General features: G+C 51.8%; 19 protein-coding genes and 1 tRNA gene. 12 read left to right on the top strand and 8 right to left on the bottom strand.

The window, feature by feature from the left end; all coding sequences use genetic code 11:
- The first annotated feature begins 85 nt into the window (after positions 1–85).
- The 9 genes from SD69_RS03585 (at position 86) to SD69_RS03620 (ending at position 7,266) form a co-directional block, all read left to right on the top strand.
- Complete coding sequence (locus SD69_RS03585) at positions 86–862, top strand: hypothetical protein (protein WP_041524396.1); 777 nt, start codon at positions 86–88, stop codon at positions 860–862.
- A gap of 63 nt (positions 863–925) precedes the next feature.
- A complete protein-coding gene (locus SD69_RS03590; protein WP_041522124.1) occupies positions 926–1,231 on the top strand; it encodes a hypothetical protein in 306 nt (101 codons plus the stop codon).
- Between the two features lie 133 nt (positions 1,232–1,364).
- The gene (locus tag SD69_RS03595; protein ID WP_041522125.1) at positions 1,365–2,141 is read left to right on the top strand and encodes a hypothetical protein; all 777 of its coding nucleotides are present in this window, start codon (positions 1,365–1,367) and stop codon (positions 2,139–2,141) included.
- A tRNA-OTHER gene (locus tag SD69_RS18685) sits at positions 2,132–2,234 on the top strand. Before SD69_RS03595 ends, SD69_RS18685 begins: the two co-directional genes overlap by 10 nt.
- 80 nt (positions 2,235–2,314) lie before the next feature.
- Positions 2,315–2,575: an Imm53 family immunity protein gene (locus SD69_RS03600; RefSeq protein WP_052480855.1), complete on the top strand. Its 261-nt coding sequence runs from the start codon at positions 2,315–2,317 to the stop codon at positions 2,573–2,575.
- 576 nt (positions 2,576–3,151) lie between these two features.
- Positions 3,152–3,796 (top strand): DUF2959 domain-containing protein, encoded by a 645-nt coding sequence (locus tag SD69_RS03605; RefSeq protein ID WP_041522126.1) that lies wholly within the window; start codon positions 3,152–3,154, stop codon positions 3,794–3,796.
- Between the two features lie 116 nt (positions 3,797–3,912).
- Positions 3,913–5,133 carry a hypothetical protein gene (locus SD69_RS03610; RefSeq protein WP_052480856.1) on the top strand — a complete coding sequence of 407 codons (1,221 nt, stop codon included), beginning with the start codon at positions 3,913–3,915 and terminating at the stop codon, positions 5,131–5,133.
- A 252-nt stretch (positions 5,134–5,385) separates the two neighbouring features.
- Positions 5,386–6,096 carry a pseudouridine synthase gene (locus SD69_RS03615; RefSeq protein WP_041522127.1) on the top strand — a complete coding sequence of 237 codons (711 nt, stop codon included), beginning with the start codon at positions 5,386–5,388 and terminating at the stop codon, positions 6,094–6,096.
- 312 nt (positions 6,097–6,408) lie between these two features.
- Positions 6,409–7,266 carry a hypothetical protein gene (locus SD69_RS03620; protein ID WP_041522128.1) on the top strand — a complete coding sequence of 286 codons (858 nt, stop codon included), beginning with the start codon at positions 6,409–6,411 and terminating at the stop codon, positions 7,264–7,266.
- An 81-nt stretch (positions 7,267–7,347) separates the two neighbouring features.
- On the opposite strand, the gene SD69_RS03625 is transcribed toward SD69_RS03620, so the two are convergent.
- The 8 genes from SD69_RS03625 to SD69_RS03660 form a co-directional block, all read right to left on the bottom strand.
- Positions 7,348–8,334 carry a glycoside hydrolase family 43 protein gene (locus SD69_RS03625; protein WP_232301240.1) on the bottom strand — a complete coding sequence of 329 codons (987 nt, stop codon included), beginning with the start codon at positions 8,332–8,334 and terminating at the stop codon, positions 7,348–7,350.
- A 240-nt stretch (positions 8,335–8,574) separates the two neighbouring features.
- Positions 8,575–9,783 carry a D-mannonate dehydratase ManD gene (gene manD / locus SD69_RS03630; RefSeq protein ID WP_041522130.1) on the bottom strand — a complete coding sequence of 403 codons (1,209 nt, stop codon included), beginning with the start codon at positions 9,781–9,783 and terminating at the stop codon, positions 8,575–8,577.
- A 135-nt stretch (positions 9,784–9,918) separates the two neighbouring features.
- Complete coding sequence (locus SD69_RS03635; protein WP_041522131.1) at positions 9,919–10,845, bottom strand: sensor domain-containing diguanylate cyclase; 927 nt, start codon at positions 10,843–10,845, stop codon at positions 9,919–9,921.
- Positions 10,846–10,881: 36 nt separating this feature from the next.
- A complete protein-coding gene (locus tag SD69_RS03640; RefSeq protein ID WP_041522132.1) occupies positions 10,882–11,289 on the bottom strand; it encodes a GNAT family N-acetyltransferase in 408 nt (135 codons plus the stop codon).
- Positions 11,290–11,431: 142 nt separating this feature from the next.
- Positions 11,432–12,949, bottom strand: coding sequence for a TolB family protein (locus tag SD69_RS03645; RefSeq protein WP_052480857.1), 1,518 nt, complete (start codon positions 12,947–12,949; stop codon positions 11,432–11,434).
- A gap of 334 nt (positions 12,950–13,283) precedes the next feature.
- On the bottom strand, positions 13,284–13,712 hold the full coding sequence (locus tag SD69_RS03650) for a DUF6491 family protein (RefSeq protein ID WP_052480858.1): 429 nt from the start codon (positions 13,710–13,712) through the stop codon (positions 13,284–13,286).
- 156 nt (positions 13,713–13,868) lie between these two features.
- Positions 13,869–16,751, bottom strand: coding sequence for a glycosyl hydrolase 115 family protein (locus tag SD69_RS03655; protein WP_232301148.1), 2,883 nt, complete (start codon positions 16,749–16,751; stop codon positions 13,869–13,871).
- 263 nt (positions 16,752–17,014) lie between these two features.
- Positions 17,015–17,743, bottom strand: a complete 729-nt coding sequence (locus tag SD69_RS03660) for an NUDIX hydrolase (protein ID WP_041522133.1) — start codon at positions 17,741–17,743, stop codon at positions 17,015–17,017.
- A 281-nt stretch (positions 17,744–18,024) separates the two neighbouring features.
- Here SD69_RS03660 and SD69_RS03665 point away from each other — a divergent pair, with 281 nt between their 5' ends.
- The 3 genes from SD69_RS03665 to xylA all read left to right on the top strand — a co-directional run bounded on the left by SD69_RS03665 (position 18,025) and on the right by xylA (position 21,847).
- Positions 18,025–19,515 (top strand): xylulokinase, encoded by a 1,491-nt coding sequence (locus tag SD69_RS03665; protein WP_041522134.1) that lies wholly within the window; start codon positions 18,025–18,027, stop codon positions 19,513–19,515.
- Between the two features lie 8 nt (positions 19,516–19,523).
- On the top strand, positions 19,524–20,444 hold the full coding sequence (locus SD69_RS03670) for an aldose 1-epimerase (protein ID WP_041522135.1): 921 nt from the start codon (positions 19,524–19,526) through the stop codon (positions 20,442–20,444).
- 71 nt (positions 20,445–20,515) lie between these two features.
- Positions 20,516–21,847 (top strand): xylose isomerase, encoded by a 1,332-nt coding sequence (xylA, locus tag SD69_RS03675; RefSeq protein WP_041522136.1) that lies wholly within the window; start codon positions 20,516–20,518, stop codon positions 21,845–21,847.
- Positions 21,848–21,902 lie beyond the last annotated feature (55 nt).

Raw genomic sequence — 21,902 nt, forward strand, 5'->3', positions numbered from 1 at the left:
GCGTTTTACGCTACGCTAACGCAAAAACGTTCCACTTCAAATTTGCCGCTTAAGGCGGCGTTAAGCAATGGAAGGAGCACCACACTTGATTGACGAAAGTAATCCTGCGGGAAGATTGCACAAGATATTGTCCGATGCGAAAAGACGAAAGGATCAAGACAAGGTTCGAGCGGTTTGGGCATCCGTGCTAGATATTGAGCAGGATGAAGTGGCAATTACTAAAGCGGTTGTGGAGCTATACTCTCTTTCAAATGAGATTCAATCCCTAATAAAGATGAACAACCAGTTGAATCACCAATTGTACTTGAAATCATTCAATCAAATTAACCGAGCATTTTTCCCGCTTAATTTGGGCACTAATTGGAGTTCAGTCAAACAACACCTAACCGATGAGGCACTAACAAGATTACAGTTTTGCGCAGAAGAGTTGTCCACATTTTACACGGAAGATACCTTATCGGATGAGGACTTAGCGGAAATAATTTCGAAAACGGAAGCTTTGTTTGAATCGGTATTTAATTCATCTCTTCCAGATGTTCTGCGATTGGCGCTCCTTGAAGAAGTGGAACGCTTAAGAAGCTCAATAAGTATGTATAGAATTAAAGGTGCTAAAGGGCTTAAGGAATCGCTTCAAGGGACTATCGGAGCTGTAGTAGCTAACCAAGAGGAATTAAAAGAAGCAGCATCCCAAAATCCTGACGTGTTACAGCGATTAGGCGAGCTAATTGATAAATTGGACTCATTCACTGCTAGAGCTCTCAAGCTGAAAAAAATGGTAACCAAACCTATCCGATATTTGCTAGAAAAAGTAACAGATGCGGATCTATCGGATAGTAATCCTGAACTAGAACCCGATGCTTAACAAAGCATTGCAGCGGACAAGCCGTTGAATGCGGCGTTAATTATCCAAAGCTACGGAGAGCTTATGCCAAGCTGGTTAAACGAATTCTTGTATATCCTAGCTTTATCCAAGAAGACTCAGTGGGCAATAATACTTAGCTTTTTCTTTTTCTTTTTCTTTTTCTTTTTCTTTTTCTTTTTCATTGGCATTCATCTGCTCGGCGGGTACATGCTAGAAAACCTTGAATTGCATGGGCGAGCCCAAGGCATCCAAGATGTCATTGCTCATAAAGCGGCCAAGAAATACGATAAAGCTGCATTAATAGCTCTCATATCATTTTGGGTTGTCGCATATAAATGCTATCAAAAGGATAAGAAGCGGTTTTGGTAAAAACATTTAACAAGCGCCAGCACAATCGCCAAAGGCGAAAGGCGAAAGGCGAAAGGCGAATATGGCTGGACTCACTACACTCCGTTTCGTTTGCCTGTGTGGCGGGCGTTAGCATTTCAATGGAGTTCAGAGCTTGAGTAAGTTTTCCACGCATTGCTTTAGAGACTTCAAAAAGTTCATAGGCGAGCTGACTGCGACATCCGCAGGCATTCATGTCGCCATATTGTTTACGGATGATGTCGGGTTAGATCTGGATATAAACGACCCGTGGGCTGAAGTGGCCAAAAGATATAAGGTTAAAGTTGATGGCTTGCAGTCACAGCATGTGTTAAGCAGCGCTTCTCGACTGAATATTGTTAACGTTTACAGCGGATTCGATCTATATCTGAGTTCCTTTCGGAAAATCTTTTTTGAGCTTCAAGGAAGAGAGTGGTCTTCGGACAAAAAAGATACTCCCTTTGAAGAATTTCAGAGAAATATCTCATTGAATGATATTAAAAAGCTAGGCGATATTGTTCAGTGTCAGATGGACCTCATTGACTACTATAGGTTAGCTAGAAATACCATCGTGCATCCGTCCAAAGAGAATGGAAGTGCGGTTCGCAAGTATTTTCAGGATCATACGAATAGTCTGCTCAGTGTTAAGTCCCACTACGGTATGTCTGGTGCACCAAACAGCTACGAAGAGCTGGATTTTCATGATGTTAAACTGTTTGCAAGAACCTTGTTAGATATTCTCCCTGAGTTTGACGCTACTCTTGATCCTGGCGACGAAAGACTTAAGTCATTAATTCCATACAAAAACTGGCCGAACTATAATGAATCAAGAAAGAGTAACGCTGCATTGGGTTTTCTCAAGAATGAGTATGGAATTGATCAGAATAGAGCACTAAAAGTATTGGCTCATTAGCTTAACGGTAGAGCATCCCCCTTCAAGAGGGCTTTTAAATCAAGAGCTTTCTTGAAGGGGAGGGTTCCAGTTCAACTCTGGAATGAGCCACCACTGCTAACAAAGCGCTGCTGTCGGACAAATTTCACGCTGCGCTTCAAATTTGCCGCAGACCGCGGCGTTAAGCATCCACAATGAACGGACTAGAAGAACTTAAAAGTTGGTATGTTTCTCAATGCAATGATGATTGGGCGCATACGTATGGTATTGAAGTTGGGAATATCGATAATCCGGATTGGGAGCCAAGAATCGATATGAATGACACTAACCTAGAGAATGTACCTTTTGAGGAGTATTCGTACGGTGTTGAGGGCGAAGCGGGGGAAAGTGGGGATAATTGGCTTGTCACTCGCATTGAGGAGGGCAAGTATCGCTGGATACGGTGGGCCGCATAAACTTCAGGAGCTTATTTCAGTTTTTGTAGCCTGAGCAAACTCTAATGCTTAACAAGCAGCGGCAGAGCGACAGCCAACGCTGGGTGTGAAATTTCACTAGGCGTTGAGTGCATGTTCCAGAGAACAGCAAACTCCTTAACAGATTTGCTAGATGGCACTGACACTGAAATGTTTAAGACAGCACGTCAGGTATTATTTTATATTGGTGCTGCCGAGGCAGGTAGCGAGTGCGTAGGCCCTGCAGGTAGTCAACAGAGGCGAGCGTTAACTCTTTGCATTTTGACCCCATTGATAACATAAGTCGGTCGAAACATAGAGATCCAGGGGCAATCCATACTCATTACCCATCGCTTCAACGCAAGCAATCCCGCACTCCCATCTTCGCGCTAGTATCGCCAGCTGGATGGTACAAATCATGCTTGTATCATGTTCTTCTTTAAGAGTTGCCCTAAAACACGTCGTTCGCAGTGCTAAGAGAGCAATATTCACAATTTCAGTGCTCTTTTGACAATTCACTAGGCGATATCGGTGGGCATTTATGGGTTTTTCAACCAATCAAGCGAAAGGTGGATATGCATGTTGGTAAATCGTTGGGTTCTTAGTTCTTTTCTTGTTGTCACTCTGGCGGGTTGTCAGTCAATGTATTACGGGGCGATGGAGAAGGCCGGAGTTCACAAGCGCGATATCATGATTGATCGTGTGGAGTCGGCGCAAGAGTCGCAAACCGATGCTAAAGAGCAGTTTGAATCCGCGCTGGAGCAATACCAATCGATTGTTACGATTGAAGACCAGAATCTGGTTGAGCGCTACGAGAAACTTAACGACGAATACGAAGACAGTAAAGCAGCGGCTGAAAAGGTGTCTGAGCGAATTAATTCGGTAGAGGATGTCTCAGAAGCCTTGTTTGATGAGTGGGAAGATGAAATTGACTTGTACAGCAATGCCAACCTAAAACGTCAAAGTGAAGCCAAGTTACGTCAGACCAAAAAGCAATACGAAAAGCTTATTAAAGCCATGCGCAGCGCAGAAGCACGCATGGATCCGGTCTTACAAGTCTTTCAGGACCAGGTTTTGTTTCTCAAGCATAACTTAAATGCCCGGGCCATTGATTCTCTGCAAGGTGAGCTGGGAAATGTGAACACTGAGGTCGCTCAGCTGATCAGAGAAATGGAAAAATCCATTGCAGAGTCGGAGGCGTTTATTAGCAGCCTGAAGAATTAGCAGGGGGCTTTTGCTCACGCTCAGAACAAGCGATGCACAATGAGAGCCATACGTGTAAGGCACGTTAGTGTATTTGTCGTGATCTTGCTAAATCAGTGGGTATTACAGGAGTTTTCATGGATCGTTCGTCGCCCGACAAAGCCTGCTCAGCGCTGGCTCCTATCGAAATTGGTCTGGTCATTGTCGGTCGTATGGATCGTATCGATAAGCAGGCCATTCGATCTTCGCGCGAGCAGCTGCTAACTTGGTTGCAATCACAGTTCCCTCAGTTTGCTTGGCGGATTAGTGCGGTACAGCGCGAGGAAGTGCCACTGAGCATTCGTCAGGAACCCTCGGCTCTGTTACGCGATGGCAGCGACTTACGCGATGCCGAAGGCTGGGACTTTGCCATTTTGTTCACCGCCGCCGATTTAACCTGCCGTTATAAGCCTTACTCGATCGCTGTTACATCCAGCGCGTTGGATTTAGCGGTAGTGTCTACCAACCGGATTGATCCGCATGCGTTTGACGCCGAGGTAGATGAAGACGCGCGGATAAGCACAGTGGCACAACGTTTAACCACGCTTTGCATCCGCTCATTAGGGCACCTTAACGGCCTCGCCGTGGTGAGAGATGAAAGCAATTTTATGCATATTCCCTCATCGCCAAAAGAGCTGTCTGAGATGAGTGAATTTGACAGCAGCCAACTCAGCGCTATTGAAAACAATCTTCATCAAATTGCTGACCCCCGCCTGGAAGAAACCCAAGCGGCGACCGAGCTTTCGCCCCTGCGCTTTTACGTGCAGTCGGCCTACATCAACCGACATGAGATTATTGACGCGGTTAGGCACGCGCGCCCGTGGGAGTTTCCGTTGCGTTTATTACGCCTTACGGCGGCGGCAGTTTCAACAACCACACTGTTAATGCTTACCGCAGAATCCTGGCATTTGGCGTCCAACCAAGCCATTACCAAGCTCGCCATACTATTGGGTATTGTCCTGATCGTTACCACCGCCTTGGTCGCCGTTAGGCAGCGTTTGTTACTTCAACGGCGCCGGTCGCTAATGAGAGAACAGATTGTTATTACTAATGTTTCGGCGGTGGTTATCGTATTAATTGGCCTTGCTACTACAGCCTCTGCTCTTCTTGCGCTCAATGTATCGGCAGGTTTCTTTCTATACGCCCCGAGTTTAGTGGCATCCTGGATTGACTCGGATGTCGGTATGTCTGTGTTCACTGTCTATTGGCAAGTGGCTTTGTTCGTCACCACATTGGGGCTATTCATTGGTGCCTTAGGGGCCACTTTCGAAGAGCAGCACCATTTTCGTCATGTGGTTTTTGTGGATGAAGAGATTTGATAATGTTACCCGTGGTCTAACCTGCTTTGGCCCACGTTATTTTTGCTATGTGAACCCGCCTATGTTTTCTGGCAGCCCCCATTACTATTTTGACGGTGCTGTATCTATTTAACATGCTCGCACGTCAACTCAGTTCGCTCACCCGGCGCTAGGCCTGGCTCCGCTCGGCCATTGTTGGTAGCATTAAAGCTTCCAGCCTTAGCCTCGGTGTTTAAAGCGCGGTGAGCATTACCCTATAACTTGACGTACTCTATGAAGTCTCGCAATAGTCGCCTCGACCGTTTTATTTCTCAGCACAGTGAGTTTGCTATGTCGGACGTTCGGCTGTTGTTGGCGCAGGGGCGGATTTTGGTAGATGGTTGTGTGGCCCAATCTATCCAACAACGGGTTTCGGAGTTTTCTCGTGTTGTATTGGATGATAACTGCCTGCAAGATAAGCAGCCGATTTATTTGATGCTACACAAGCCCAAAGGGGTAGTTAGCGCGACTAAGGACGGCAAGCACAAGACGGTTCTGGATTTGATTGATCACCCTGAAAAAAATGATCTGCACATCGTTGGCCGACTAGACTTTAATACCACTGGTCTGCTATTGCTCACCAACGATGGTGCCTGGTCCCGAAAACTCAGCTTACCCGAGACAAAACTCCCTAAGACTTACGAAGTAACCTTGTCAAAGCGATTAAACGCAGATTATATGGCGGCGTTTCGCGAGGGTATTTATTTTGGCTATGAGGGTATCACCACGCAACCGGCCAGCTTAGAGATATTGTCCGATTACTCCGCCAGACTCTCGCTGGTTGAAGGAAAATATCACCAGGTAAAGCGCATGTTTGGGTTCTTTGATAATGAAGTATTGGCGCTGCACAGGGTGTCAGTGGGGGCGATTACGCTTGGGCCGTTGGCGCCAGGCAGTAGCCGGTTGCTTACACAGGATGAGATCGACCAGAGCAGTAAAAATTAACAGAGGCGCCCTTTGGTAGGCACTACATTGAAAGTAACGTTACCCGTCGCTGAGGCTCATAGGTGACGATGTGAAAAACGATGACTGATACTGTAAGTGTAGGTAAAGCTTTATAAAACTCACCGACTTGGTTTGACAGGCTGTTTGCCTCAGCATAGCTTTACTAGCAGGCTGTTGAAGACTATCTGCGTGGCCGCTGCGGCGTTGAAGTCGTCTGCCTAGAAAACGTTTTTCAACAGCCTGCTAGCGGGAGTAACACCCTACAAACCATAAAATGCCCTTTCTGGTGTTTACTATAAAAAGGATAAAGCCATGTTAGTGATAAAATCTTCTCGTTTAATGACCACTCTATTATTGCTGTTTGTTTCGTACGGCGCCAAGGCCGATGGCTTTGGGCCCACGCAAGCAGTCAATGGCCTGTTTAACCAAGAGCAGGATTTATTGATTGCCAACTTTGATAGTAAGCCTGACCCCGATGATCTTCAGGCCGTGGCGGCACTGGGAACGATGCTGCAACACGAGTCACTGAGTAATGTTAATTATTTGGCCGTTGCTGGCGCCTATGGAGTACAGGACGGTAGCTATATTCCATCGCCTAAGCTTTTTAAGCTGGCTTTTGGCAAAAGGTGGGTTGATGCTCACGGTGATCGCGAGGCAGCGGTGCAAGCCGCGAGCGAGCTTGCGCAAAAAACGTTACAACAGGGCGGCGATGTATGGCTTCAGGAAGCGGGGCAGTCGGATTTTAGCGCCGCTTTGGTGAAATCGATTCGCGCCGCGTTGCCTAAACTGAACAGCAAGCAACGTATTCACACGGTTCAGCACAGCACCTGGAACGAAAATGCGACGACGCCTGAAGATTTGTTGTACGTGCGTGAGTATACCGATTACAGCAAGATTCCCGATGGAAATGGTGGCGGTAACGGCACGCCGAGTTTTAATAATAAAGACGGGCAGTGGTGGAGTCGGTTAGCAGAGCACAAAGCGTTGGCGCCTTTGTGGATAGAAGCTAAACGTTTAAGCGACGAAAACAATGGCCATGCCGGTTACGATAACCCGACGATTGCCGTGGGAGGGTTTGATTTCTCTGATACGGTAGAAGCGACCTGGATATTTGGTTTTAACCAGCTCGAGACAACCGATGATTTCTTTAAGAAGTTTGCTGCACACTAGCAAAACAAAAGCAAACATTGCACTGATAAAAGGCAATAAAAAGCCGGGGCATTTGCCCCGGCTTTTTTGTTTAACGCGGTGTTAATCGGCAAAGGCGTTAACGGTTTCGATGGTGCCGTCTTCGTTGTGCTGAATGGGCATCATTTTTACGTTGCGCAGGTGAGTCTGGCCACCCGAGAGTTGCGTGTCGTGATAAAAAACGTACCACTGGCCGTTAAACTCGGCAATGGAGTGGTGATTGGTCCAGCCCAATACCGGCTCTAGCACCACGCCTTGATAGGTGAATGGGCCGTAGGGGTTATCGCCGGTGGCGTAGGCAATATTGTGCGTATCACCGGTAGAGTACGAAAAGTAGTAAGTGCCGTCGTACTTGTGTACCCAGGCGGCTTCAAAAAAGCGTTTCTCGTTATCGCCGTGCTTGATAGGTGTGCCGTCGCGGTCGAGCAGCATGACTTCTTTGGGCTCTTCGGCAAAGCTGAGCATGTCGTCGCCCATTTTGGCAATCAATGGCGCAATGGCGGGTTCGTCATCGGCGGGGTAGCTGTCTTCGGCTACGTATTCACCGGTGGTCCAGCGCTGCAATTGCCCGCCCCAGATGCCGCCAATGTACATGTAATACTCGCCATCGGTGTCTTGGTAAACGGTTGGGTCCATGCTGTAGCTGCCTTCAATAGGCTTGGGCTGAGCAGTAAACGGGCCGGTGGGTGAGTCGCTAACGGCGGCGCCAATACGAAAGATGCCGTCGTAATCTTTGGCGGGAAAGTACAAGTAGTATTTATCGCCTTTTCGGGCTGCATCGGGTGCCCACATTTGTTTTTCGGCCCAGGGCACATCGTCGACGTCCAGTACCACGTCGCTCAGGGTGACTTCACCGCCAGCTTCGGTCATGGAAATCACATAGTAGTCACGCATGGCAAAGTGCGCGCCGGTGTCATCCATGGGGATGTCGGTTTCGATATCGTGGGAGGGGTAGATGTACAGGGTGTCGTCCCATACGTGGGCCGATGGGTCGGCGGTGTAAATTTCGGTGACCAGCGGCTGCGAGACGAACTTGCGCTCGGCTGCCATGCGCCGGTTTTCCGCTTCTTTGGCTACCACATCGGGCACTTCTTCGGCGCTAGCGGTGGTGGCTTTGGCGGGAGCTTCATTGGGGGTGGCGATGCTTTGGCTTTCTTGTTCGCTACAGGCGGCCATGGCGGCCAGCATCGCAAGCAGTGTCAGATTTTTTTTAAAGTGCATGACAGTCTCCAGTTATCGTTTTAGGTTGTCAGATTAGCGTGTTAATAATGTTGTTTTTTGGGGCCGTTATTACCAGTGCCAAAGCGTGCCGTCTTCAAGGCGGTTAACGGGCAGGCAGGCGCGTTTATACGGGTGTTTGGCGGCCTCGGCTTCATCGATGTCTACCCCGTGGCCGGGGGTTTCGCCCGGAGTGAAGTAGCCATCTTTAAATTCATAGTCGCGGGTAAATACCGACTCCATCAGCGGGCTGTGGGGCATGTGCTCCTGCACACCAAAGTTGGGCACCCAGTAGTCAAAATGCAGTGCGGCGCCCATGCATACGGGCGACAGGTCTGTCGCACCGTGAAACCCGGTACGCACATGGTAGAGCGAGGCTAAATCGGCAATGCGTCGCACATGGGTGATGCCTCCGCCGTGGACAATCGTGGTGCGGATATAGTCGATCAGCTGATTCTCGATCAGTTCGCGGCAGTCGTGAATGCTATTAAACACTTCACCCACGGCAATGGGGGTGGTGGTGTGCTGGCGAATCAGCTTAAAGCCTTCCTGGTTTTCGGCGGGCACCGCATCTTCCAGCCAAAATAAATGGTACGGCTCCAGCTCTTTTCCCAGGCGGGCGGCTTCGATTGGTGTTAACCGGTGGTGCACATCGTGTAGTAGGTGTAAATCATCGCCAAACTCGTCGCGGATGGCCTTAAAGAGCTTGGGGGTGAAATTTAGGTACTTTTCGGTAGACCACACAGATTCGGTGGGTAAGTCGGCATCGGCGGGCTCGTAGGCTTGGCCCTCTTTAGCAACGCCGTAAGTGCTGGCCACGCCGGGGATGCCGCACTGGACGCGAATAGCTTGATAGCCGGCATCGCGTGCGCGGGCTACGGCCTCGAGTGTTGTGGGTAGATCCTTACCATTGGCATGGGTGTAAGCCATGATCCGGTCGCGGCTGCGCCCCCCTAGCAGCTGGTACAGGGGCATATTGGCGAGCTTGGCTTTGATGTCCCACAGGGCGGTATCGATACCGGCCAGCGCGGTCATGCCCACCGGCCCACGGCGCCAATAAGCGCCGCGGTAGATAAACTGCCAGATGTCTTCAATGCGCTGCGGGTCGCGGCCGATGAGCGCCGGCAGAAGGTAGTCCTCTAAGTAAGAGACAACGGCTTTTTCACGGCCATTTAGAGTGGCGTCGCCAATTCCGTACACGCCCTCATCGGTGGTGATTTTAACGGTGACAAAGTTGCGGCCGGGGCTGCAAACAATTACTTTGGCTGCGGTAATTTTCACGCCGGGAAGTTCCTCATACACTTGGGTGGCGCTCGGTAGGCGCCTTGCTGTTTCTTATAGTCAATAAAACCATAAGATTAGCGATGTTTTGCCCAAACTACAAGTCCGTTTCAGCTGCTGGCGTCAGGATAGGCCCTAACCGGTCATGATTTTGTTGCGGCCGCTTTGTTTGGCCTGATACAGGCTTTTATCCACGCTCTGAATAAAGGTCTTGGGCGAGTCAGTGGGCTTAGGGGTAATGGTACCCACTCCCTGACTGACGGTGACCACGGGGCCGGTGGCGGAGCTTGGGTGAGGCAGTTGCTGCTTAAAAATGAGTTCGCGGCAGCGCTCGGCCACTTTGGCGGCGGCGGCTTTGTCGGTGTCTGGCAGGATCAGCATAAACTCCTCGCCACCGTAGCGGGCAAAGAAGTCCCGGTGGCGGGTGGCGCCCTGACTGAGGGTTTTGGCCACCAGCCTCAGGCAGTCGTCGCCCTGAATATGACCGAAATGATCGTTGTACTGTTTAAAATAATCAATATCAAAAATAATGACAGATAGTGGCTGGCTGTTGCGCCGGGCATCGCTCCACTCTTTATCCAGTACGGAGTCGAGCATGCGGCGGTTGGCGACACCGGTTAAGCCATCTTTAAAAGATAGCTCTTCGAGTTCTTGCTGCAGGGTGACCAGTTTATCTTCAATTTTCTTGCGCTCACTGATGTCGAACATAAAGCCCACCAGTGACTCGACCGCCCCTTCGTCATTGCGAACTACGTGCACTACATCGCGAATCCAAAGGTAGCTGCCGTCGGCGCACAAAGCGCGGTAATCGGCCTCGTGATCGACGCCCTCTTTAGATTGCGAAATACAAAAGTTGACCACCCAATCGCGGTCCTCCGGGTGCATTCGCTCAGCCCAGTCGTTGGCACTTATCCAGCTGTCAGTGCTCCAGCCAAGCAGTTTTTCAATTTGCGGGCCGATGTAGGCAAAGGTCATGGTCTCCCAGTCGATTTTCCAGGGAATCGCGTGGGTCGATTCCAGCAGCGTTTTGTAGAAAGCGGCGTCTTCCGGGGTATCGCTCATGGGGGCATTGCTCGCAGGTTGTGGGTATTGCGGCGGTTACAGGCGTTTGGCCATTTTGACGTAATCGACGCCGCCTTTGCTAAAGGGCTCGCTCTCTACCGCCATGCCAAAGCGGCTGTAGATACCCGTGGCCGATGAGCGGGCATCGCACCAAAAGCGCTTGGCATCATGGTCTGATTTTAGTTCATCCAGGATATGGGCCAGCAGTGCACTGCCAATGCCCTGATTTTGATACTCGGGCAGGGTGGCAAATTTGCGCAGGCGGGCATCGCCGCCCTCGATAAATATAGAGGCGACGCACACCAGTTTGTCGTCGATAAAAGCACCATAGTGCAGGGCGTCCTCGTCACCGCTGATGCGGCAGAAATCTTCGGTACGGTCGGGCCAAAGCACGAGGTGACGTAGCGGTAGGACTTGGTCAATATCAATTCGTGCTAACTTCATAAAAGGTTACCGGGATTAAGTCGTTTTTATCAGTAAAGGGCCGGGTGCTGATCGGGCCCTGAATGCCTGCAGCGAAATGCGACAGACATTCAGTGTAGACGATCCTTGCGGCAAAGTGTCAAGCGCTGCCTGATACCTGACGCTAGTCGCGCAGCTGAGTATTGCTGATAAACGCGATGCGCTTACCATCGGGTGACCAGCTGGGCACATTAATGCTGCCCTGACCACCGTACAGGTAGCCAATAATACGAGGCTCGCCACCGCTGGCGGGCATTTGCCGTAAATACACATGGCGATAAAACGGGTGATCTCCCGAGTCTATATCATCCATATATGACAAAAATACGAGCGTTTTGCCGTCGGGTGAAACATGGGGAAACCAGTCGTTATAGCGGTCAAAGGTAAGTTGCTCCTGGCCGCTGCCGTCCGGGTTCATACGCCATAGTTGCATGGTGCCGGTGCGGTTGGAGTTAAAGTAGATCTTGCTGCCATCGGGGCTGTATTCAGAGCCGTCATCGAGTGTTTTGGTGTTGGTCAGCTGGGTTTCTGCGCCGCTGGCAATATCCACCGAGTAGATATCGTACTGGCCCTTGCGCTCGGCAGTAAAAATCAGTGACCGGTCGTCGGGGGCAAAGCCGTGCAGGTACGAATGTCCGACACCGGGCTTGGTAATTTGTCGGGGCGTGTCACTACCCGTTAATGGAAGCGTATACAGCGTAGAGCGGCCATCCTCTTCAGCGGCATGATGACTAATACCAATGTGAGTGCCGTCCCAGGATAAAACGTGGTCGTTATTGTTGTTGTCGGCAAAGCCGGTGTTTAGCTCGCTCACCTGGCCCGTGGCGATGTCGTAGTTATACAGCAAGCCCTCGGCGTTAAAAATTAAGGTGCGCCCGTCGTGGGTCCAGTTGGGCGCCTGAATAGAGTTGGGCGCGCGATGGACAATGTGCCGGTTAAAGCTATCCATCTCCATAATTTCGAGGTTACTGCCAATATAATCCTGGTACGGGGTAAAGTCCGGAGCCGCCGGTTTAATGATCCGCACGTTGTTAACCCTGGCGGAGGCTATCGCCCCGGTATTAGGGGCGGTTACCGCGAGCCCCACCTGCAGCGTGTCGTGTAACTTTAGGTGAGAGACTTGCGTTACCTGGAAGGGCTCGCCAAAGTTGGCCGCCGAAAAAATATAAGTATCGCCGCGGCGCTCTAGCTGAATCACATCGGGGGCGTCTATTTTAAGGTGGTACTCCTCTGTGCTAGCGGCTGTAGCGGGGCGAAACTGCAGTGAGGCTAAGCCGCTGCCGTAAACCCCGGCAAAAACATGCGCGGCGTCAGGGGCGAGGCTTTCGCGTACATTCCAGCCTGCTTTGAGGTGCGGTTGGGCGCCCTGAAGCTCTATCTGGGCGCGAACAATAAAATCGCCTGATAATTCGTTGTACAGCAGCTTCAGGCCGTCGTCCTGTTCACTGTTTTTGCCCGAGGCGGTGATGATGTAGCCTTGTTGCCGGGCATCGAATGTCGCCTCGCTCTGGTGCGCAACAGGCCCGATAGAGGCCTGAGCCGCAAACTGGCCAATATCGTCTGCTTGGGCGGATAAGCTAATACCGGCGGCTAACACCGCCCCCAGTGAAATGGGATGCCGGCGAGTTGTTGGGTTAGGCATGTGGAGGTCCTGTTGCTGTGTGTTTTTGTCACAAGAGCATGGCGCAGGCTTATGGTGGGTGACAGTTTAAATTTGTTAAGGCACCTCTGAACAATAGTGCAAGCCCAGAAGGGCGAGACTTCAAGCGCACATTTGCGGCGTTGCAGTCATTGCTAAGGGCTAAGGCCATTAGCTTTGGCCTGCGCCTTGTAACTGCACGCTTGAGGTCTCGCAGAGGCATTACTCTATTATTCAGAGGTGCCTTAAATAAACGTAATAGGCTGTCGCGCAAATGTAAGGCGGCCCCGACAATAATGTATCGGGGCCGAGGGCGGTTGTGTTTAGGTTGCCGTGGTTACTCGGCTTGCTCAGCGGCGGCTTTGCGTGCGGCTATGGCGGCATCGTGAGCGGCAAAGGCCTCTTCGCGGCTTTCAAACTCAAACATATTGCGAATGGTGCAATTGTCACCACCGGTGCGCACGTGATCCATTCCGCCGCCGCACACTTCATAGAAGCGGCTGCTAAACATAGCCCGTGCCGATACCTCAAGGTTGTTGCAGCCGGGTAGCACGGTGGCGAGATAATAGTTGCTGCGGGCGTCGATGGAGATGACGTCTTGCTCGAGTACGCCATAGCCTCGGATATCGCTCGTGTCGACACAGGCGCGGCCGTTTTGCCCGGTAGTTTCAAGCAGGGTCGTCGAGATATTAGGCATCGGTGTTGTGCTGCAGCCCGCAAGCACGGCGCCCGCTAAGACGCCCGCTAAACGATAGGGTAATGGCATGGAGACTCCTCCGTGTTATCGATAGGAAGTTTTTAAATTTGTACCCAAGTGTAGACACTTTTTTATCTGTATATTTTTATTTGTTGCGAAAAAAGATTAAAAAAAACCCCGGTGGATAAATCCGACCGGGGAAAGCTTCCTGAGGTTGCTCCAGGGTTAGGGGGCTCGGTGGTAGCTCTCGGGAGGGCCGAGGTAGCTAGGTTGTAAACCACCGGTATCGATAATCAGTTTTTGCAGGGTCACGCCCGGGTCAATGGCGTAAATACGCAGTTTATGGTGACCGGGTTGCTCGATGTGATGCACGCTACTGGAGCGTCTCACTCCATCGCTAACGGCTTGTGCCCATGCTTGCTGAGACAGGTCCGCCAGGATGTCGACAACCTGAGGCTCGGCGTCGTCAAAGGCGACGGCGTAGCGCAAGCCGCGCTCTGGTACAAAATTCAGGCTGGGGGCAAACAGGCCGCTGAGCGTCACTTCGCCGCTGCTAAATAAATAAACGTCGTACTCCACCCAGGGCGCATCAATATTGCCGCTGAACTCGGTGTCGCTAACCGGAAACACCGAAATGGAACCTTGTGTATGGCCGAGTTGCTCAATGGTTTGCCATTCGGCACCGGCCACTGTTTGTTTGCCGGTGTAGTGGGGCGCTTCAATACTGACAACGCCGCCTGCCTCGACAAAACCTGTCACCTCACGGCGCTGCTCTGGTGTGGGCACTAAGGCGTTGATAGTAATCTTGGCGCCGCCCCATCCGGTGCCCTTAATCAGTAGGCTGGTTTGTTGTTGCCCGGTGGGCGCCTGATCCCAATTAATACTCACGTACACGCGTTCACTGAGCTCGATTTCACCCTCGGTGCGGCTCACTGATACCCAGTCGGCACTGGGGGTGGCGGTGAAATCAAAAGGCTCGGTGCCGCGGTTATAAATATCCACGTAATAACTGGTGGGCCCGTAGGGGCTAAACTCAGGCAGCGCAAGCGCACCGGCTTCGGGCCACGCCTCGCTCATACCCTCTACCGCGACGCCCATATCAGCGGCGGCGTTGGCCTGGTAGTGGTAAGTGACCGGCATGGTGTTGGCGGGCGGGTTGTTCCAGTGGGTATAGCCAATATGGGGTTGCGCCATAAAGTGATTCCACTTGCCGCCATTAATATCGTGGTAGCGCTCGGTAAGTTCGGCATCGGCTTGAAACAGCTCGTTTGCCCGCTCGGCATAAAGGTTGGCATTAGCACGGGCCTGGTTGGCGTACAGGCGGTTTTTGGCGGTGACGTTGTACAGCTCGTTAACAATGTAAGTGGCGTTTACCGGGTGCAGCACTAACTGAAAAAACGCGTCTCGCTGGGCGCGGGGGATGTCGTCGTAAATGGCTTCGGCTTTTTCCAGTAGCTCGGTCAGTCCGGCGCTGATGCGATCGGCCTCGTTGTAATGCAGCTGGCTGTAGGTATCGGGCGACATAAGCTCGGGCTTACGGCGACCGTTGTGACGGCTGTAGCCACTGATTAACTGCTCGATCTCGGTGGCGTGCTCCGGGCCAAATTCGCGCTCGGCCCACAGTTTGCCAAACTCGGTGATACGCTCCTTGGGCCAGTCGGCCGGGTCCCACGCCAGGCGTAAAAAATACTCCATGGGAAATTCTTGTGGTTTTAAATCGCCCACGTTGACGATCCAAATACGATCGGCTTCAAAGGCGTTGGCTAAATTCATTTGCTCCCAAATTTTGGCAATGGGGGTGACGTTCATCCAGCGGTAGGAGCGTGGGCCGCCGACGTAGTCGAAGTGGTAGTAAACCCCGGCGCCGCCGCTGCGCTCGCGCTCGGCCGGCGTTGGCAGGCGGCGAATATTGCCCCAGTTGTCGTCGGCCCACAGCAGGGTGACATCCTCGGGTACACGCATGCCGTTTTCGTAGTAGCCCTGCACCTCTTTGTACAGCGCCCACAGTTGCGGCACGTCACTGACATCGCGATCGTTAAACACCCCGGAGAGTATGTTGCGCTGCTCTTCGACGATGGCTTCCAGTAACCCGATGTTTTGTTCTTCGCTCATGGGGGTGTCTTCCTGACCGCGCATACCCATGGTGAAGATACTGTCGTATGGCTTGTTACGCTGCGCGCCGGCGCGCCAAAACCTGGCTAATTCGTCTGGGTTGGTGGCGTAATCCCATGCGCCTTTACCGTAGCGGTTCCACTCTTTGTCGGCGCGCATCATGGGCTCGTGATGCGAGGTGCCCATCACAATGCCGTGCTCGTGAGCGCGTACCATGTTTAGCGGGTCGTCATCGTTAAAGGCGTTGTTCCACATGGCCGGCCACATATAGTTGGCCTTTAAGCGCATTAGCAGCTCAAACACATGCTCGTAAAATTCGTGGTTGTAGTTGCCGAATTTTTCGTTAACCCAGCCGGTTAATGCGGGCGCTTCATCGTTTAAAAAGATGCCGCGGTATTTAACTTTGGGCGCGTCCGTGATCCGTGTGCTGGCTTTAATGGTGAGATCAGAGGATTTTTTTACCGGGACATCGGCCCACCAGTACCAGGGCGAGACACCAATTTGTTCGCTGATATCGTATAAGCCGTAGGCGGTACCCCGGCGGTCACTGCCTGCTACGATCAGCGCCTGCTCGACACCCGCCACGGGGTTTTGCACCACTTGTATTAAGTATCCCTCCCAGCGATCGACGATGTCACTGACATCAATTTTTTGCTGGGCAATTAATTGATCAATAACCTCGCTGTGGCCAATCTCACCGACGATAACCGCTTGCTTGCCGAGCTTGTTGAGCTCGGTGGTTACGGTGGCGCGCTCACCGGTTACGCGTTTAATGTCGGCTTTTAAATCATCCAGCGCCAGGGCGATGGCACTGTCGGCATCGCTGTCGCGATACAACGTGGCCGCTTTACGGCCATCGACTAAACGCAAGTCGCCTGCTTGCGGAGTATCGGTAAGGTAGCTTGGCTCGCCCAGCGCCACGGCGTGCTGGCCGCAGAGGGCTGCCGCCGTTAGGGCGGTAAGCTGCAGAAACTTTTTGATCGGTTGCATCAGCATAGTGTTGAGCTCGGTGTCGGTATATCTACGAGAGTAGCGGTGGCATTTGCTGGCGGCTGGCAGCGATTTTGTTGTCGCTGTTATGGCTACCCTTATGGGTTATCCGCATTTTTATTGTTGCAAACGAAACGGCTACCCACGCATCTTATGGTCACAAAAACCATAAGATAGTCAAAAATGCCTCAAAGCTCAAGGTGCGGGTAAAAAATAACTAACAGGAAGTGGGCGGCCAGACGCCGGCAGGTGTCTGGCCGCTTATCAGGCTAGATCTCGAAAGAGAAGCCTTTTTCGGTGAGGGCTTGATAGGCTTGTTCGTCAAAGCGGTAGAGCTTGGCGGCGCGGTGGGCAACGCCCTGTTGTTTCTCTTCGCAGCTGGCGAGCAGGTTCATTTTCATGATTTTGCGGCGAAAGTTGGGCTTATCGAGCTTGGTACCCAAGATGCTCTCATACAGCTCTTGCAGCTCGAGCAAGGTGAATTTTTCCGGTAGCAGGTTAAAACCGATGGGGCGCCGACGCACCTGTTGTTGTAAAAACTCGATACCGTATTGCAGGATCTCGGCGTGATCGTAGATAAGCTCGGGTAGTTCACGAATATTAAACCAACTGGCGTCGGCAGCATTGTTACCAGCGACTAGACTGTAATCTTCAGCGCTTACCAGTGCATAGTAGGCAATGGTGACTACCCGCTCGCTGGGAAAGCGGTCGAGGCGGCCAAAGGTCTTAAGCTGCTCAAGGTAAAGGTTTTGCACCCCGGTGAGCTCGTGTAGGTGGCGTGATGCCGCGTCGCGTAGGTTTTCGTCATAGCGAATCCAGCCGCCGGGTAACCCCCAGCGGCCTTTGCTAATACCCTCGCGGTGCTTAATAAGCATGACGTCGAGCTGGCCGTGGTCGAGCCCAAAAATCAGGTTGTCGATGGACAGCGCTTTGATAACGTTATCAGGCGTTCGCGCTGGCTCTACGTGGTTGCTATAAGGGTGGTCGGTGTCAGGCACTGTGTAATCCGGCTGGGGTTATTGAATAAATATAGGTTACTACTTAAATGCTATTTTTCTATATGATAGCATTTTTATATACAGTTTAGGTGCATGTTTAGTCAATGCGAAAGCTGACTAATCTGTAAAGCAAGGTAATTTGGACGAAACTGGGGCAAAATTCAAGCAAAAGTCTTGTGGTCAAAAGGACAATAAGGCATACTGCCTTCAAATTTATATGCTCGGGCTGATTTAGCAGCGTAGGGGCAACGCTTAAATATTATTACGATAAGTGGAGAGCCATGATCTTTCTCGGTCTTGATATCGGTAGTTCGTCTACCAAGCTTGCGGTTATTGACGGTGCGACAGGTCGCACTCTGGCGGCGGTCTCTTACCCGGAGACTGAGCTGGAAATCAGCAGCCCGCAGACGGGTTTTGCCGAGCAAGACCCCGACACTTGGTGGGATTGCGTTAAGCAGGGGCTGGCAAAGATTGACGCCACGACTGATGTGGATTTAAAACAAGTCGACGCGGTGGGTATCTCTTATCAGATGCACGGCTTGGTGTTGGTGGATGAGCAACAGCAAGTGCTGCGCCCGTCAATTATCTGGTGTGACAGCCGCGCCGTGCCTTACGGTGAGGCAGCGCGTAAGGCACTGGGGGACGACTACTGCTTTGATCACCTGCTGAATTCTCCCGGTAACTTTACCGCCGCCAAGCTGCGTTGGGTGCAAGAGAGTGAGCCCGAGTTGTTCGCGCGGGTGCACAAAGCGATGCTGCCCGGTGATTTTATTGCCATGCGTTTGTCGGGCGAGATAACCACAACGCCTTCGGGCTTGTCAGAGGGTACCTTTTGGGATTACCTGGATCGCGCCCCGGCGGCACAGTTGTTGGCTCACTGGGGGATGCCTGCAGAGTTACTGCCAACCCTAGTGCCGAATATCGGTGAGCAAAGCCTTGTGAGTGATGCCGTTGCTGCTGAACTCGGCTTAAAGAGCGGGGTCAAGATTAGCTATCGCGCCGGCGACCAACCCAACAATGCGTTCAGCTTGAATGTGCTGCAAGCCGGTGAAGTGGCCGCTACCGCCGGCACCTCGGGTGTGATTTACGGTGTGACCGACAATAACGCCGCCGATCGCCAGTCGCGGGTAAACACGTTTGTGCACGTAACAGACACCGAGGCCGAGCGGCGCAACGGTGTGCTGGTGTGTGTGAATGGTACGGGGCGTTTGTACAGCTGGTTGCGGCAAATGCTCGCCACCGGCGGCGAGGTTAGCTACCCGCTACTCAATGATTTAGCGGCAAAGGTTGCCGTCGGTAGTGAAGGACTTGTGTTTCATCCGTTTGGTAACGGCGCCGAGCGTATTTATCAAAACCAAAATCTCGGGGCGCATATTCGCAATATCGATTTTAATCGTCACGGTTTGGGTCATATGGTGCGGGCGGCACAAGAGGGGATTGTCTTCGCTCTTAACCAAGGCTTTGATGTATTGAAAAGTTTAGGTGGCAGCTGCGAGGTGATTAAAGTCGCCAAAGGCAATATGTTTTTAAGCAATGTGTTTGCCCAAACGTTTGCCAACACCACGCAAGCGGCCATTGAAATGTACGACACCGATGGTGCCGCGGGCGCGGCGCGCGGGGCGGCGTTAGGCAGCGGTTATTACGCCAATGCGGGCGAGGCGTTTGCTGGTCTGGAGTGCATTAATGTGATCGAACCCAATCGCGCTCAAGCCGACGAATATCAAGCAGCCTATCAAGCCTGGCAGGATCAACTGCCATTTGTTAACGAATAGGACGTGTTATGAGCGCCCCAGTGCACTTGCAAGCCGGTCAGTCACGCCTAACGCTCTACCCTGAGTTTGGCGGCATGATCAATGCGCTTGAGTTTGCAACAGCGGGTGGCGCGCGTAACGTTATTGATGGCGTGGCGCAGGGCGAGTTACCTAATAATCCGGGTTACCGCAGTGCGTTATTGTTTCCGTTTCCCAACCGGTTGCGCGATGGTCGCTATCAGTTTTCCGGTCAGTCGCATCAATTTGCGATAAATGAGACGGCGAGCCAAACGGCGCTGCACGGCTTTTTGTTTGCAAAAGAGGCCAGTGTTGTCGCCCAGCAGCAAACGGCCACAGCGCACTCGGTGCAGTTGCACTATTCGTGTAGAGACGAGCCTGGGTATCCGTTTGCAGCTGACCTTGAACTGAACTATACCCTGCGGGCTGAAGGTGCATTGGATGTCGAGTTAACCGTCGTCAATCACGATGCGTGTGCAATACCTTTTGGCATTGGTTGGCATCCTTATTACACGCTGGGTTGCGACTTGGCGGAGTGTCAACTGCAGGCGCCTGCGATGCAGCGCAGTGTTATCGATGAGCGCATGCTGCCTACGGGAGAGTACGTGGCGGACGAGCGGTTTCAACAGCCAGTGCGACTCGGTGATACGGTATTAGATAATTGTTTTGCTTTGAAGGCTGATGTCGAAGGCGATCAATGTGTGCGCTTTTTTAATCCGGCGGCGGGCTTTGGGCTCGAGCTATGGCAGCGCACCGGCAATAATGGCATGAATTTTTTGCAGTTATATACACCACCCGAGCGCCAGTCATTGGCCATTGAGCCTATGAGTTGCGGTGTTGACGCATTGAATACAGGTGAAGGGCTGCAAATACTTGAGCCCGGCCAGCAATATCAGGGCGCATTTGGTGTGCGCCTAATCGAGAGCGTTTAACAGAATAAACGATTAACAGACTAAGTGGCGCCTGCGGGACGGCCGCTGATTTTTAGCAAAGGTGATTTGATATGAGTGTACTCATTGGTGATAAAGAATACTTCAAAGGTGTTGGCAAAATTGCCTACGAAGGTCCCGAGTCGGACAACCCGCTAGCGTTTAAATGGTACGATGAAAATCGTGTGGTTGCCGGTAAAACGCTAAAAGAACACATGCGTTTTGCCACCTGCTACTGGCACACCTTTTGTGGTGCCGGCCACGATCCATTTGGCCCTGGCCCACTGCAGTTTCCCTGGAACGAAGGCAAAGATGCCGAGACTCGCTCGCGCATGAAACTCGATGCGGCATTCGAGTTTTTTACTAAAATCGGCACGCCCTTTTACTGCTTTCACGATGTTGATGTGATTGAAGAAGGTAGCAGCCGCGCCGAAACGCAACAGCGTTTGCAGCAGTGGACGGGTTGGGCAAAAGAGAAGCAGGATGCCTCTGGCATGAAGCTTTTGTGGGGCACCTCTAACCTGTTTACCAACCCGCGCTTTATGAACGGCGCGTCTACCAACCCGGATTTTAACGTGGTGGCGTTTGCCGGCGCTCAGTTAAAAGACGCCATCGATGCAACTATTGCCTTGGGCGGTGAAAACTACGTGTTCTGGGGTGGCCGTGAAGGTTACATGAGCTTGCTGAACTCGGATATCGGTCGCGAGCAAGAGCACATGGCTCGCTTCTTAACCATGGCTCGTGATTACGGTCGCGCCAACGGCTTTAAAGGTAACTTCCTGATCGAGCCAAAGCCAATGGAGCCGTCTAAACATCAATACGACTTTGACAGCGAAACTGTGATTGGCTTTTTGCGTCACCACGGCTTGGACAAAGACTTTAAACTGAATATCGAAACCAACCATGCGACGCTGGCTAGTCACACCATGGATCACGAGATGCAAGTGGCGGCTAACGCCGGCATGTTGGGCTCGATCGATGCTAACCGCGGTGACTACCAAAACCAGTGGGATACCGACCAGTTCCCTTACAATATCAACGAGACCGTTGAGATGATGCTGGTGCTGTTGCGCGCTGGCGGTTGGGCTGGCGGCGGCGTTAACTTTGATGCCAAGCGTCGCCGTAACTCTACGGATCTGGTTGATACGTTCCACGGCCATATTGGCGGTATGGATGTATTTGCCCGCTCGCTGATTATTGCCGATGATCTGCTGCAAAACTCCAAGCTCGAGCAGATGCGCAAAGAGCGTTACGCCACGTTTGACGCAGGCGATGGCGCTAAATTTGAGGCCGGCGATCTGAGCCTCGAAGCGCTAGCTGCCATTGGCAATGCAGGTGGCGAGCCGGCGCAAACCAGTGGTCAGCAGGAACTCTACGAAAATATTATTAATCGTTTTGTCCGCTAACTATGGGCTAAAAGCCATTAATTGACGCTATACAAACTGGGCTTGTTGTTCTCAG

It is taken from the genome of Gilvimarinus agarilyticus, assembly GCF_000832015.1.
GTDB classification, from domain to species: Bacteria; Pseudomonadota; Gammaproteobacteria; order Pseudomonadales; family Cellvibrionaceae; genus Gilvimarinus; species Gilvimarinus agarilyticus.